This is a genomic window from Streptomyces sp. NPDC054794 (assembly GCF_053611585.1).
In genome coordinates, this window is record NZ_JBSHAQ010000011.1 from 140,975 (window position 1) to 154,382 (window position 13,408).

A 13,408-nucleotide genomic window follows, 5' to 3' on the forward strand; every position below is an offset into this window, starting at 1 on the left:
CGGTCAAGGATGTCCATGACCGGCCCAAGGCGCCGTGCTTTCAAGCGACTTACAGGAACGAGTTGATCTCGATCGTCTCATCCCGGCCCGGACCCACGCCGATCGCGGAGATCGGGGCGCCGGACATCTCCTCCAGCGCCTTGACGTAGTTCTGGGCGTTCTTCGGCAGGTCCGAGAAGGACTTGGCCTTGGTGATGTCCTCCGACCAGCCCGGCAGCGTCTCGTAGACCGGCTTCGCGTGGTGGAAGTCCGTCTGCGAGTACGGCAGCTCCTCGACCCGCTTGCCGTCGATCTCGTACGCCACACAGACCGGGATCTGCTCCCAGCCGGTCAGCACGTCCAGCTTGGTGAGGAAGAAGTCGGTGAGGCCGTTGACGCGGGTCGCATAGCGGGCGATCACGGCGTCGAACCAGCCGCAGCGGCGGTCGCGGCCCGTGGTCACACCCCGCTCGCCGCCGATGCGGCGCAGTGCCTCGCCGTCCTCGTCGAACAGCTCGGTCGGGAACGGACCGGCGCCGACGCGGGTGGTGTACGCCTTGAGGATGCCGATGACCCGGCTGATCTTCGTGGGGCCCACGCCCGCACCGGTGCAGGCGCCGCCCGCGGTGGGGTTGCTGGACGTCACGAAGGGGTACGTGCCGTGGTCGATGTCGAGCAGGGTGCCCTGACCGCCCTCGAACAGGACGACCTTGTTCTCCTCCAGCGCCCGGTTGAGGACCAGGACGGTGTCGGTGACGTAGGGCTTGATCCGCTCGGCGTAGCCCAGCAGCTCCTCGACCACCTGGTCGGCGGAGATGACGCGCCGGTTGTACAGCTTGGTGAGCAGCTGGTTCTTGACGTCGAGCGCCGCCTCTACCTTCTGCTGCAGGATCGACTCGTCGTACAGGTCCTGGACCCGGATGCCGACACGGTTGATCTTGTCGGCGTAGGTCGGACCGATGCCGCGGCCGGTCGTACCGATCTTGCGCTTGCCGAGGAAGCGTTCCGTCACCTTGTCGACGGTCACGTTGTACGGCGTGATGATGTGCGCGTTACCGCTGATCAGGAGCTTGGACGTGTCGACGCCACGCTCGTTCAGACCGCTCAGCTCGGAGAGCAGGACCGACGGGTCGACGACGACACCGTTGCCGATGACCGGCGTACAACCGGGCGAGAGGATTCCGGAAGGGAGCAGGTGGAGTGCATACTTCTGGTCGCCCACGACGACCGTGTGGCCGGCGTTGTTGCCGCCCTGGTAGCGCACTACATAATCCACCGAGCCACCGAGCAGGTCGGTGGCCTTCCCCTTGCCTTCGTCACCCCACTGAGCACCGAGCAGCACAAGTGCGGGCACGCGCGTACACCCCTTCCGGGCGGGGCATGTCCAAGGTCAGGGGCGTGGGCGTAAGGTTCACCGCCGCATACCACCGCGACCGCCGTTGGTCGCACAACCGTCGGACCGGATGCCCCGGAATAGACGAAGCCCCTGGCGCAATAGCGCAAGGGGCTCTTGCACAAAGATGCTACCCGAGGAAGCGAGGCAGGACCGAGGTGGCGACCTTCGCGACGTCCGATCAGCTGCTGGTGGTCATCGATCCGGCAGCCCGGCAGACGGACGGCGAGTCCGTACGGATCGCGAAAGACGTGCTCAGCGCGGGTGCGGCGACCAAGGTGTGCCTGCCGGACGGACCCGAGGAATTCGCCCGGGCACTGGCCCGGCGCGGGTCCCGGCGGCCGGTGGTCGTCGGCGACGACCGCGCTCTGGTCCGGGCGGTGTCCCAGCTGCACCGGCAGCGGGACCTGGCCGGATGCGTGCTGTCGGTGGTGCCGGTCGGGCAGGCGGCCCTGGCGGCGTCCCTCGGGGTGCCGGCCGGTGCGGTGGCGGCGGCGCGGGCCGTGCTGGACGGGGCCGCGCGGCAACTGGACCTGCTGGTCGACGACAGCGACGGGGTGGTGCTGGGCACGCTGGGCATTCCGCCGTCGCCGGCGCGGGCGGCGGCGGCCGCGGAGCCGGTGAGCGTCGCCTCGGGGCGGCCGTGGCTGCGTACGACGTACCGCTCCCTGGTCCGCAACCTGGCCCCCCGCCCGGCCCGCCTCGCCTCCGTGCCCTGCCCGGGCCCCTCCCGGCTCCGGGTCGAGGTCGACGGCGAGACGGTCGTGGACCTGGACCAGCCGGTCGAGACGGTGTCGGTGGCCCCGGGTACGGGCGGGATGGCCTCGGTGGAGGTACGGCCCCTGTCGGTGGGCGCGGAGGCGACCCCGCTGCGGGTCTGTGGGCAGACGGTGACCGTCGCCGGGGCGGATTTCCGCTACCGGGCGGACTCGGCCGTGTCAGGGCCTGTGCGGCGGCGGACGTGGCGGGTGGTGGAAGGCGCCTGGGGTCTCACCTTGCCCTCGGCGTGAGGGGGGAGGCGGGGTCACCCCTGCCCGAAGGTCTTCTCCCGGTGCACCCGCCAGCGCTCCATCATGGCCGCGATCTCGCCGTCGACGAACTCGAAGAAGGCGAGGGTCTCGGCCATGCGGCGTCCCGCGGGCGTGTCCGCGCCCAGGCTGTGGACGCCGTCGCGCAGCGCCCCCTCCCACCGCTTGAGGACGGCCTCGCGGTTGGTCAGGGCCTCGTACCACTGGTTGCTGTGCACGCGGTAGCGCTCCCGCCGCGATCCGGGCTCGCGCTCGCGGGACACCATGTGCTGCTGCGCCAGGTAGCGCACCGCGCCGGAGACCGCGGCGGGGCTGACCTGGAGCTGTTCGCCCAGTTCGGCGGAGGTCAGAGCACCGTCGTCGCAGGACAGGAGCGCGGCGAAGACCCGGGCGGGCATCCGCTGCATCCCGGCCTCGACGAGCTGCGCCGCGAAGGACTCGACGAACTGCGACACGGCCTCCGCATCCCGCCGGCCACCGGCTGATTCCGTCATGGGATCACCCTACCGGAGCTTCACGCACTTCCTTAACTTCACAAATTTCTGAAAGAAGCGTACGTTCTGAGCCATGACGAAGGCAATCACCGTCTCCGGACTGCGCAAGTCGTTCGGCAGCACGCACGCCCTGGACGGCCTCGACCTGGACGTCGAGACCGGCGAGGTCCACGGCTTCCTCGGCCCGAACGGCGCGGGCAAGTCGACCGCCATCCGGGTGCTGCTCGGGCTGCTGCGCGCCGACGCGGGCGCCGCGCAGGTGCTGGGCCGCGACCCGTGGACGGACGCGGTGGAGGTGCACCGCCGCATCGCCTACGTCCCCGGCGACGTCACCCTGTGGCGCAACCTCTCCGGCGGCGAGGTCATCGACCTGTACGGCCGCCTGCGCGGGGGCCTCGCCCCCCGGCGCCGGGCGGAGCTGATCGAGCGCTTCGAGCTGGACCCCACCAAGAAGGGCCGCACGTACTCGAAGGGCAACCGGCAGAAGGTCGCCCTGGTCGCCGCCTTCGCCTCCGACGTCGACCTGCTGATCCTGGACGAGCCGACCTCGGGCCTGGACCCGCTGATGGAGGAGGTCTTCCAGCGCTGCGTGGAGGAGGAACGCGACCGCGGCCGTACCATCCTGCTCTCCTCGCACATCCTGAGCGAGGTCGAGGAGCTCTGCGACCGGGTCAGCATCATCCGCAAGGGCCGTACGGTCGAGACCGGATCGCTCGCCGACCTGCGCCACCTCACCCGCACCAGCGTGTCCGCCGAACTCGCGGGCCCGCCCAACGGGCTCGCGCACCTGCCCGGCGTCCACGACCTCGACGTGCGGGGCCGCCGGGTCCGTCTGCAGGTCGACACCGACCAGCTGGACGGCGTACTGCGGCAGTTGAGCGAGTCGGGGGTGCGCTCGCTGACCTCGACCCCGCCGACGCTGGAGGAACTCTTCCTGCGTCACTACCAGGACGAGGTGGCCCGATGACCACGCCCGCGACCCGGGCGCCGCGCGGCTCGCGCCAACTGGCCGGCACCGGCACCCTGTTGCGCTTCGCGCTGCGCGGCGACCGGGTGATGATCCCGGTCTGGATCGCGGTGAACGCGCTCATGGTCCTCTCCATGCCGAACACGCTCAAGGGCCTGTACGGCACCACCGCCGAACGCGCCGACCTGGTGCGGCAGATGGAGACCAACGCCTCCTTCCGCGCGCTGATCGGCCCGGTCTTCGACACCTCGATCGGGGCGCTGACGGCCTGGCGCGTCGGCATCTACGCGGCCGCGCTCGGCGCCGTGATGAGCCTGCTGATCGTCGTACGGCACACCCGGGACGAGGAGGAGAGCGGCCGGCAGGAGCTGGTGGCCTCGGGCATGGTGGGCCGGCGCGCCTCGCTCACGGCGGCGCTGCTCGCGGCGGCCGGGGCGAACGCGGTGCTGGCCCTGCTGATCACGGCGGGCCTGGCCGGACAGGGGGCGTCCGGCGCCCTGTCCTTCGGGCTCGGGCTCGCCGGCGTCGGCATGGTCTTCGCCACGCTGGCGGCGATCGCCGCCCAGCTGACCCAGAGCGCACGGCTGGCCCGCGGGCTGACGGCGGCGGTGCTGGGCGCGGCCTTCGTGCTGCGCGCGGCGGGCGACACCGCTACGGACGACGGCTCGTCCGTCCTGACCTGGCTGTCCCCGCTGGGCTGGCTGGAGAACCAGCGCTCCTTCGGGGGCGAGCGCTGGTGGGTGCTGCTGCTGTTCGCGGCGGCGGTGGCCGTGCAGGCGGTGGTCGCCTACGAGCTGGCGGGCCGCCGGGACGTGGGCATGAGCTTCCTGCCCACCCGGCCCGGCCCGCCCACCGGCCGCCTCGGCACGGCGGGCGCCCTGGCCTGGCGGCTCCAACGGGGCGGCGTGCTCGGCTGGTCGGTCGGCTTCTTCCTCGCCGGGGTGGTGTACGGCGGGCTGACGGACGGCGCGGCCGACCTGGTCCGCGACAACGAAAAGGCGCGGGAGATCTTCGAGCGGATGGGCGGCCAGAGCGGCCTCACGGACACGTTCCTCGCGTCGATGGTGGGGATGCTCGGCCTGATCGCCTCGCTGTACGTGGTGGCGTCGGTGCTGCGCCTGAACGGCGAGGAGACCTCCGGCCGAGCGGAACCGTTGCTGGCGTGCGCGGTGGGCCGTCTGCGCTGGGCCGCCGGCCATCTGCTGATCGCCTTCGGCGGCTCGGCGCTGATCATGCTCCTGGCGGGCCTGGGCTTCGCCGTCGGCTACGGCAAGGAGATCGGCCCGGTCCTGGGCGCCTGCCTGGTCCAGCTCCCGGCGGTATGGGTGATCGGCGGCGCGGCGGTCCTGCTGTACGGCCTGGTCCCCCGCCTGGCCCCCGCCGCCTGGGGCATCGCCGTGGCGGTCCTCCTGATCGGCTGGGTGGGCCCGGCCCTGAACGCCCCGCGGATCGTGCTGGACCTGTCCCCGTTCGGCCACCTCCCGAAGCTCCCGGGCGGAGGAATGGAGTGGCCTCCGGTGCTGATTCTGATGGGGCTGGCCATGATGCTGGTGGGTGGAGGACTGGCGGGGTTGCGGAGCCGGGACATGACGACGTGACGGTGCCCCTCAGTCGACGTACTGCTTGAGCTCCTCGGTCCCGAGCTCGATGCCGACGGGGGCAGGAAGGGCCAGTCGTCCGCGACGGTCGGGTGGAATCACTCAGCAATCGGCCGAACGGGTGATCACCCCACCTCCACGCGCAGCCCCTCCAGTCCCCTGATGACAAAGTTCGGCTTCCTCGTCGGCTCTGCCGCCAGGGTCAGGGCCGGGGCCTTCTCCAGGAGGGCCGTCATCGAGGCCGCCAGTTCGATGCGGGCCAGGGGGGCGCCGATGCAGTAGTGGATGCCGGCGCTGAAGGAGATGTGGGGGTTGTCCTCGCGGGTGAGGTCGAGCCGGTCGGGGGCGGTGAAGACGGACGGGTCGTGGTTGGCGGAGCCGAAGAGCATGGCGATCTCCGCGCCCCTCGGGATCGTCGTGCCGTCGATCTCGATCTCGTCCAGGACCCAGCGTTCGAAGAGCTGCAGCGGGGTGTCGTAGCGCATCAGCTCCTCGACGGCGGACGGGACGAGGGAGTGGTCGGCACGCAGGGCCGCCAGCTGGTCGGGGTTGCGGAACAGGGCCCACCAACCGTTGACCGTGGCGTTCACCGTGGCCTCGTGGCCCGCGTTCAGCAGCAGCACGCAGGTCGAGATCATCTCCTGCTCGGTCAGGCGGTCGTCCTCGTCGTGCGCCGCGATCAGTCCCGAGACCAGGTCGTCGCCCGGTTCCTTGCGGCGCTCGGCGATCAGCTCTCGCAGGTACTCCGAGAACTCCACCGACGCGCGCACCGCCCTGCTCGCAGCGTCCTCGGACGGATTCAGTTCGTACATCCCGCAGATGTCCGCCGACCAGGGCCGCAGCGGGGCACGGTCGGCTTCCGGGATCCCGAGCATCTCCGCGATGACGGCCACGGGGAGCGGCTCGGCGACGTCCGTGAGCAGATCCCCGCCGCCCGCCTCGACGAGCCGGTCCACCAGTTCCCCGGCGAGGTCGGCCACGTACGGCTTGAGCTGCTCCACCGTGCGCGGGGTGAACGCCTTCGACACCAGGCGCCGGATCCGTGTGTGGTCCGGGGGCTCCAGGTCGAGCATGCCGTGGTCATTGAGGACGTGGAACGGCTCGTGTTCCGGCGAAGGCGCGGTCCGGCCGAAGTCCTCGTGCGTGAAGCGGTGCTGGTAGGTGCGGCCCAGGCGACGGTCGCGCAGCAGCGCCGAGACGTCCGCGTGGTGCGGGACCAGCCACTGGTTCGTGGGCTCGAAGTAGTACACGCGGCCCCGGGCACGCAGCTCGGCGTAGGCGGGGTACGGGTCGGCGAGGAACGCCGGGTCCCACGGATCAAAGGCTGCCATGAACGGACGCTAGCCCGGCCACCCCCTCCCTGACCAGGGGTGCCTCAACTGGGCGTGACCAGCCTCGCCTCATAGGCGAACACCGCCGCCTGGGTGCGGTCCCGCAGGCCCAGCTTCACCAGGATCCGGCTTACGTGCGTCTTGATCGTCGATTCCGCGACCACCAGCCTCTCCGCCATCTCCGCGTTGGACAGCCCCTGTGCGATGAGGACAAGCACCTCCGTCTCCCGCTCGGTCAGATCGCCGTACGACGCCTGGGCGGTGGCCGGCAGCCGCGGCGGCTCGGACATCCGGGAGAACTCCGTGATCAGCCGCCTGGTGACGGAGGGGGCCAGCAGCGCCTCGCCGGAGGCCACCACCCGTACCCCGTCGGCGAGCTGGCGGGCCGAGGCGTCCTTGAGCAGGAAGCCGGAGGCTCCCGCCCGCAGCGCCTGGTACACGTACTCGTCGAGGTCGAACGTGGTCAGCACCAGTACCTTCGCCGTGCCGTCCGCGGCGACGATCTCGCGCGTCGCCTCGATGCCGTTCAGTTCGGGCATGCGGATGTCCATCAACACGACGTCCGGGGCCAGTTCCCGCACCCGCTCGACCGCCTCGCGCCCGTTGACGGCCTCGCCGACGACCTCGATGTCCGGCATCGCGTTGAGCAGGACCGAGAAGCCCTCGCGCACCATCATCTGATCGTCCGCGATCAGTACCCGGATCGTCATGCCTCACCGTCGCTCGCGGCGACGACCGGCAGGAACACCGCCACCTCGTAGCCGCCGTCCTCGGCCGTGCCGGCCGTCATCTCACCGCTCAGCATGGAGACGCGCTCCCGCATCCCGGTGATGCCGTGCCCGGCGCCCGGGGAGGGCTTCACCAGGTTCGGCGCCGGCGGCGGGCCGTTGACTATGCGCAGGCCGAGCCCGCCGAGCACATACCCGATCTCGACGCGGGCGCTCGCCCCGGGCGCGTGCCGCAGCGTGTTGCTCAGCGCCTCCTGGACGATCCGGTACGCCGACAGCTCCACGCCCTGCGGGAGTTCGCGCACCGCGCCGGTCACCACCTTCTCCACGTCGAGGCCGGCCTCCCGCACATTGGCGAGCAGGGCGTCCAGCTCGGCGAGGGTGGGCTGCGGGGCCTCCGGCGCCTCGTAGTCCTCGGCGCGGACCACGCCGAGGACCCGGCGCAGCTCGGTCAGCGCCGCCACCGCGTTCTCCCGGATGGTGGCGAAGGCCTTCTCCAGTTCCGGCGGCGGGTTCTCCACCCGGTACGGCGCCGCCTCCGCCTGGATGGCGACCACCGACATGTGGTGGGCGACCACGTCGTGCAGCTCGCGGGCGATGGTGGTGCGCTCCTCCAGCAGCGTGCGGCGTGAGCGCTCGTGCGCGGTCACCGTCTGCTGGGCGGTCACCTCCTGCACGGCGTCCCGGCGTATGTGCCAGACCGTGACGGCCAGCAGGGATATCGCCGAGAGCACGAGCATCGGGCCGAGGTTGGTGTTGTACTGGCCCCCGCTGTGGATGCTCTCGACGATGAAGCCGTAGCCCGCGGTCAGCGCCCACATCCAGGCCGCCGTGCGCGGGCGGGTCCGTACCGCCACCACCGTGAGCACCACGAGATGGGCCAGGAAGCTGCCCGGCAGCCACGGCCAGTCGGCCCAGGACGAGCTCACGATCGAGGTGACTGCCGTCGCCGCGAGGGACAGCCAGAAGGCTCCCACCGGACGGGCCAGGGTCAGCAGGACCGGAACCAGCGCGAGGAGACCGCACAGCAGGGACGCCCCACCGCCGCTGCCACTGCCCCAGAACCCGTTGAGCATCGCCACCGCGCCCAGGGCCGCGACCAGCATGTGCGGTGTCCAGGCCGCGTACTCGCGGGGGCGGCCGCCGAGACGGCGGGTCAGTCGGCCGTGGACGCGCTTGCGGGGCAGCGGGACATAGGCGAAGGCGTCGTGGAAGAGGTCCTGCCGCAGCCCCCGCAGGGCGTCCGCGACAAGCCGGAACTCCGGGCTGCGCGGCCTGGCGGCTGCGCCCGGCGGTGTCGTCTGCATGTGCGTCGTCTCGGTCACGATGAAAAAGGTATGCGGCGGACCGGGTCACGGTCGTCACCAATGAGAGGGTCGCTGGGAATCCCCCTCAGGTACTACGCGGGGCAGGCCACGGGGTTTCAGCGGGTTCCGGGGCGGACCAGCCCCGACTCGTAGGCGAATACCGCCGCCTGGGTGCGGTCGCGCAGGCCCAGCTTCACCAGGATCCGGCCCACGTGCGTCTTCACGGTCTGTTCGGCCACGACCAGCCGTTCGGCGATCTCCGCGTTCGACAGGCCCTGGGCGATCAGGGCCAGGACCTCCGTCTCGCGTTCCGTCAGGTCGCCGACGCGCTGTTTGAGCGGGGCGCGGTGGCCGCCGTCCAGGCGGGCGAACTCGGCGATCAGACGCCGGGTGATCCCGGGGGCGAGCAGGGCGTCACCGGCGGCGACCACGCGGACCGCCTCGGCGAGCTGGTCCGCGGAGGCGTCCTTGAGGAGGAAGCCGGAGGCTCCCGCCCGCAGCGCCTCGTAGACGTACTCGTCCAGGTCGAAGGTGGTGAGGACGAGGACCTTGACGGTGGACTCGTCGGTGATGAGGCGGCGGGTGGCCTCGATGCCGCCCATTTCGGGCATGCGGATGTCCATCAGCACCACGTCGGGGGCGAGTTCGGCGACCTTGGCGATCGCGTCCAGACCGTCCACCGCCTGTCCGACCACGTCGATGTCCGGCTGGGTGTCGAGCAGTACGGTGAAGCCTTGGCGGACCATCTGCTGGTCGTCGGCGATGAGTACGCGGATGCTCTGTCCGCCGGTTGTCATGGGAGTTCGTCTCCTTTTCCGGGCGCGCCGACTTCGTCGTCGGACGCGGGTGGCGTCGTGGGGCCGCCGCCCCTGGGGAGGAACGCCGTCACCATGAAACCGCCGTGCAGGGTGGGGGTCGCCGTGACGCTGCCGCCCAGCATGGCCGCGCGTTCCCGCATCCCCAGCAGGCCGTGTCCGCTGCCCGGGGAGGCCGGAACGGCCTGGCCGGGGCGGGAGTTGATGACCCCCAGGTGGACGCCGTCCCTGAAGTGGCTGACCTCCACACGGACCTGGGAACCCGGCGCGTGGCGCAGGACGTTGCTCAGGGCCTCCTGGATGATCCGGTACGCGGACAGTTCGACGCCCGGCGGGTAGGCGGTGGGCCCGCCCCTGATGTCGGTCTCGATGTCCAGGCCGGCGGCCCGGGTGTTCTCCAGAAGGGCGTCGAGGCGGTCCAGGGTGGGCTGAGGATGGTGCAGGTCGTCCGGCTCCTCGGAGCGCAGGACGCCCAGCACGCGGCGCAGTTCGGTCAGCGCCTCCAGCGCGTTCTGGCGGATGCCGGCGAGGTTCTCCTTGAGCTCCTCGGAGGGGTTGTCCACCAGGTGCGGGGCGACCTGGGCCTGGATCGAGATCACCGACATGTGATGGGCGACCACGTCGTGCAGCTCGCGGGCGATCCGGCTGCGCTCCTCCAGCAGGGTGCGGCGGGCGCGCTCCTCGGCGGTGATCGTCGTCTGCTCCACCAGCTGCTTGCGCGCCTCGCTGCGGCCGCGCAGAGCGGTGCCGACCAGCACGGAGACGGCGAACAGCATGATCGCCACGACGCCCGTCGACGAGTACCGCTGCGCACCCAGCACGCCCTGCACGAGATAGGTCGCCAGGGCGGACCCCGCCAGCGCCGCGATCGCACCGGCCGTGCGGACCCGCACGGCGAGCAGCAGGAGGACCGCCATGTGGGCCAGCAGGGTGGGCGTGCCCCAGGGCCAGTCGGGGCCGGGCAGCGGGGTGTTCGCCAGGTGGGGGCGGGCCGCCACCGCGGTCAGCAGGGCGGGAGCCAGGGACAGGCCCCAGGCCGGGACCGGGCGCCGCAGGGCCAGGACGACGGCGACGGCCTGGGTGAAGCCGGCCAGCAGGCCCTGGGCCGTGGAGAGGAGGTATTCGTCGGACAGTTCGCCGCCGCCGGCCAGGGCGACGCCGAGCGCGAGGTAGCAGGTGGCCAGGTACGTCAGCAGACGCAGCCAGCGCTGTCTGGAGAAGGGGGGCGACTGGGAGGAGGGGTGTTCGCCGAGCCAGACGCGCAGACGGCGGAGACGGCTTTCGGCGGCGGGTACGGGCTCGTCGTCCGAGGGGGTCCTGGGGTCCGCGCCGTTCACGGGGTCAACCCTAGGCATGGCGCGAGGCCTTCACGTCCGCAGGGCGGGCGTGGCGGTGGACCAGCCGGGAGGGACGGCCCGCGCGACGGCGGGGGCCCTGTTCGAAGGAACGGAAGGCCGTCCAGCACACGGCCAGGGCCAGGGCGAACACCGGGAGCCAGGCCAACCGCGCCGCCACCCAGGTCAGATCGTCGGGAAGCGTGTGCAGACCGGGCCGGCGGCCGGCCGGGAGGGCGGTGGCCGTCGTGGCCATGAGGGCCGTCTGATGCCACAGGAAGATCGTCATCGCGGAGAGGTTCACCAGCGCCACCGCAGCCCAGGCCAGGGGGCGGCCCATCGCACGCCGCAGCCGGTCGCGCAGCAGCAGGGCCAGTCCGCACTGGGCCAGGCCGAAGGTGACGGCCGCCAGGGTCGGCGGATCGAGGTTGGAGACTGCCGCGCCCGGCACGCCGACCATCGACGCCGGATACCCGGCCCACGCGACCAGTCCCGCCGTGGCCGCCGCGCCGCCGGCGAACAGGACCCAGCCCGCCCGCCTGCCCTCCAGTTCGCCGCGCGCCCACGCCGCGCCCAGGGTGTACGGCACCAGCCAGCCCGCCGCCACGTTCACCCAGCCGAGCCAGTCAGGGGCGCCGCCCAGGCCGAACCGCCACAGGTCCACGTGGAGCACGACGGCCAGGGGCCACATCGGATTGAGGCGGGCGACCAGAGGGGTCGCCGCCGTCAGTGCCGCGAAGACCACCAGGAACCACAGCGGGGACAGGGCCAGCTTGACCAGCGTGTGCACCGTCTCCAGGGGCGCGCCCGAGAGGAGCAGCGCCGCGGCCGCCACCGCCCACAGCCCCAAAAGCGCGGCCACCGGCCGGAACAGGCGGGACAGACGGCCGTACAGCCACTGTCCGTACGTCGTCCCCCGCGCCCGTGCCGAGGCGTGGCCGCGGGTGGCCACATGGCCGCCCACCAGGAAGAAGACGGCGAGGGTCTGGAAGACCCAGGAGACGGGCGCCAGCCAGGGCATGGATCCGAGCGGGCTCGCCGTGTGCAGCGTGTCCCCGTCCACGACCAGGGCGGTGACCAGCCAGTGCCCGAGCACGACACCGAGGATCGCCAGCGCCCGCAGGGCGTCCAGGGCGCGGTCCCGGGAGGCGGGCGTGGCGGTGTCCACGCGGCGGGCGCCCTGCCGTATGCCGGTCAGCGCGCGGTGCACGGGGTTCGGGGCCGGCTCACGCACGGGTCACCTCCGAGGTCTCGCCGAGGACGATCCGGGCCAGGTTGGTGAGCGCGGTCGAGCCCGGGGTGAAGTAGCCGCTGTGGTCCGCGTCTTCGGCGTCGAAGACGCGGGCGCCGAAGGCCGGGGAGACCGGGTCGGTGCCGAAGCCGACGGTGGTGCCGAAGAGAGTCGCGCTGACGTGCGGTACGCCGGCCACCCAGTCGTTCGAACCGCGGGCCGCCCAAATCCGGGCCGGGGTGTGCAGCGCGGCGGCCGTGTCGGCACCGGTGCCGGGGCTGCCGATGAGTGCGAGGTCGTCGGCGGCCAGGCCGGGGGCGGCTCGGCCGCAGACGACCGAGCCGTAGGAGTGGCACAACAGGGAGAGCTGGGCCTTGGCGCCCACGATGCCGCGCAACTCCCGTATGAACGCCCGCAGGTCGGGGGCGGCCTCGTCGGCGCGGTCCGTGGTGGTGACCGTTGTGCTGACGGTGCCTGGGGTGGTGTAGCCGAGCCAGGCGACTACGGCCACGTGTGTGGTCGGGGGTGCCGTGCGGGTGAGTTCGGTGTGGAGGGCGGCCGCTGCCGCGTGGAAGCGGGCGTAGGTGTCGAGGGAGGTGTCGGAACCGGGGACCAGGACCGCTATGTGGTCGGCGTGGGCCAGGTCGCCGAGGATCTCCGTCGCTCGGCCGGCGCCGCGGCCGTCGTAGGTCAGGAACTGGCGGGAGCGGGCGGCGATGGCGCGGTCCGCGGTGGCGCGGTGGCGGTAGCCGTGGGCTGCCGCCATGTGGGCGGCCTCGGTGGCGTTGGCTCTGTTGGCCGTGTAGGCCTCGTCCAGGGTGGCCGCGTTCGGCTGGGGGAGGACAGCGGGAGGCGGAGCGGGGACCTCCGGTCGGGCTGCGGCGGACAAGGGGATTACTACGGCGGCAGTTATGAGGGTGGCGAGGAGGGGGCGGTGCCAGGTGCGGGGGCGTGGGGGTGACGCCTCGGCTTCGCCATCGGCGGGTTTGCTCCCACCCGCACCATCCGTGCGGGAATCGTTGTCGGGTGCGGGTGGCCCCTGTGGGGTGTCCTCGCCGTCTGCGGCCGCGGGCTCGTACAACTCGGCTGCCCGTGCGCTCCGCTGGGCCCCGGCCGCAGTCGCGTCTCGGACGCCGACCCGTCCCGGACTCTCCGTCCCCGGTTCACGCCCCATGGTCGTTCTCCCCCTTGTCCGCCCGGCCA

General features: G+C 72.1%; 12 protein-coding genes. 3 read left to right on the plus strand and 9 right to left on the minus strand.

Features of this window, described 5'->3' with window-relative positions; all coding sequences use genetic code 11:
- Nucleotides 1-49 precede the first annotated feature (49 nt).
- Nucleotides 50-1,333 (minus strand): adenylosuccinate synthase, encoded by a 1,284-nt coding sequence (locus ACWGKT_RS14460; protein ID WP_453273834.1) that lies wholly within the window; start codon nucleotides 1,331-1,333, stop codon nucleotides 50-52.
- Between the two features lie 197 nt (nucleotides 1,334-1,530).
- Between ACWGKT_RS14460 and ACWGKT_RS14465 the strand changes: the two genes are divergently transcribed.
- A complete protein-coding gene (locus tag ACWGKT_RS14465; RefSeq protein ID WP_453273835.1) occupies nucleotides 1,531-2,382 on the plus strand; it encodes a diacylglycerol kinase in 852 nt (283 codons plus the stop codon).
- A gap of 14 nt (nucleotides 2,383-2,396) precedes the next feature.
- On the opposite strand, the gene ACWGKT_RS14470 is transcribed toward ACWGKT_RS14465, so the two are convergent.
- A complete protein-coding gene (locus tag ACWGKT_RS14470) occupies nucleotides 2,397-2,894 on the minus strand; it encodes a GbsR/MarR family transcriptional regulator (RefSeq protein WP_235460089.1) in 498 nt (165 codons plus the stop codon).
- Between the two features lie 73 nt (nucleotides 2,895-2,967).
- Between ACWGKT_RS14470 and ACWGKT_RS14475 the strand changes: the two genes are divergently transcribed.
- Together ACWGKT_RS14475 and ACWGKT_RS14480 are read left to right on the plus strand one after the other, a co-directional pair.
- Nucleotides 2,968-3,861 (plus strand): ABC transporter ATP-binding protein, encoded by an 894-nt coding sequence (locus ACWGKT_RS14475; RefSeq protein ID WP_453273836.1) that lies wholly within the window; start codon nucleotides 2,968-2,970, stop codon nucleotides 3,859-3,861.
- Nucleotides 3,858-5,459 carry an ABC transporter permease gene (locus tag ACWGKT_RS14480; protein WP_453273837.1) on the plus strand — a complete coding sequence of 534 codons (1,602 nt, stop codon included), beginning with the start codon at nucleotides 3,858-3,860 and terminating at the stop codon, nucleotides 5,457-5,459. Before ACWGKT_RS14475 ends, ACWGKT_RS14480 begins: the two co-directional genes overlap by 4 nt.
- A 125-nt stretch (nucleotides 5,460-5,584) precedes the next feature.
- Here the strand turns inward: ACWGKT_RS14480 and ACWGKT_RS14485 are convergent, their stop codons facing one another.
- The 7 genes from ACWGKT_RS14485 to ACWGKT_RS14515 form a co-directional block, all read right to left on the minus strand.
- Nucleotides 5,585-6,790 (minus strand): cytochrome P450, encoded by a 1,206-nt coding sequence (locus tag ACWGKT_RS14485; protein WP_453273838.1) that lies wholly within the window; start codon nucleotides 6,788-6,790, stop codon nucleotides 5,585-5,587.
- Nucleotides 6,791-6,834: 44 nt separating this feature from the next.
- Nucleotides 6,835-7,500: a response regulator transcription factor gene (locus ACWGKT_RS14490; RefSeq protein ID WP_356145677.1), complete on the minus strand. Its 666-nt coding sequence runs from the start codon at nucleotides 7,498-7,500 to the stop codon at nucleotides 6,835-6,837.
- Nucleotides 7,497-8,843, minus strand: a complete 1,347-nt coding sequence (locus ACWGKT_RS14495; RefSeq protein WP_453273839.1) for a sensor histidine kinase — start codon at nucleotides 8,841-8,843, stop codon at nucleotides 7,497-7,499. The genes ACWGKT_RS14490 and ACWGKT_RS14495 overlap by 4 nt, the downstream gene beginning before the upstream one ends.
- A gap of 98 nt (nucleotides 8,844-8,941) precedes the next feature.
- Nucleotides 8,942-9,622 (minus strand): response regulator, encoded by a 681-nt coding sequence (locus ACWGKT_RS14500; RefSeq protein WP_453273840.1) that lies wholly within the window; start codon nucleotides 9,620-9,622, stop codon nucleotides 8,942-8,944.
- Complete coding sequence (locus tag ACWGKT_RS14505; RefSeq protein ID WP_453273841.1) at nucleotides 9,619-10,995, minus strand: sensor histidine kinase; 1,377 nt, start codon at nucleotides 10,993-10,995, stop codon at nucleotides 9,619-9,621. The genes ACWGKT_RS14500 and ACWGKT_RS14505 overlap by 4 nt, the downstream gene beginning before the upstream one ends.
- On the minus strand, nucleotides 10,988-12,208 hold the full coding sequence (locus ACWGKT_RS14510) for an acyltransferase family protein (protein WP_453273842.1): 1,221 nt from the start codon (nucleotides 12,206-12,208) through the stop codon (nucleotides 10,988-10,990). Before ACWGKT_RS14510 ends, ACWGKT_RS14505 begins: the two co-directional genes overlap by 8 nt.
- Entirely contained in the window at nucleotides 12,201-13,286 is a 1,086-nt protein-coding gene (locus ACWGKT_RS14515; RefSeq protein WP_453273891.1) for an alpha/beta hydrolase, read from the minus strand. Before ACWGKT_RS14515 ends, ACWGKT_RS14510 begins: the two co-directional genes overlap by 8 nt.
- Nucleotides 13,287-13,408 lie beyond the last annotated feature (122 nt).

Bases quoted from the DNA above. Each gene is read 5' to 3' on its own strand.
- ACWGKT_RS14470 (WP_235460089.1), bottom strand. From the start codon at position 2,894: ATGACGGAATCAGCCGGTGGCCGGCGGGATGCGGAGGCCGTGTCGCAG.
- ACWGKT_RS14475 (WP_453273836.1), top strand. From the start codon at position 2,968: ATGACGAAGGCAATCACCGTCTCCGGACTGCGCAAGTCGTTCGGCAGC.
- ACWGKT_RS14480 (WP_453273837.1), top strand. From the start codon at position 3,858: ATGACCACGCCCGCGACCCGGGCGCCGCGCGGCTCGCGCCAACTGGCC.
- ACWGKT_RS14485 (WP_453273838.1), bottom strand. From the start codon at position 6,790: ATGGCAGCCTTTGATCCGTGGGACCCGGCGTTCCTCGCCGACCCGTAC.
- ACWGKT_RS14490 (WP_356145677.1), bottom strand. From the start codon at position 7,500: ATGACGATCCGGGTACTGATCGCGGACGATCAGATGATGGTGCGCGAG.
- ACWGKT_RS14500 (WP_453273840.1), bottom strand. From the start codon at position 9,622: ATGACAACCGGCGGACAGAGCATCCGCGTACTCATCGCCGACGACCAG.
- ACWGKT_RS14505 (WP_453273841.1), bottom strand. From the start codon at position 10,995: ATGCCTAGGGTTGACCCCGTGAACGGCGCGGACCCCAGGACCCCCTCG.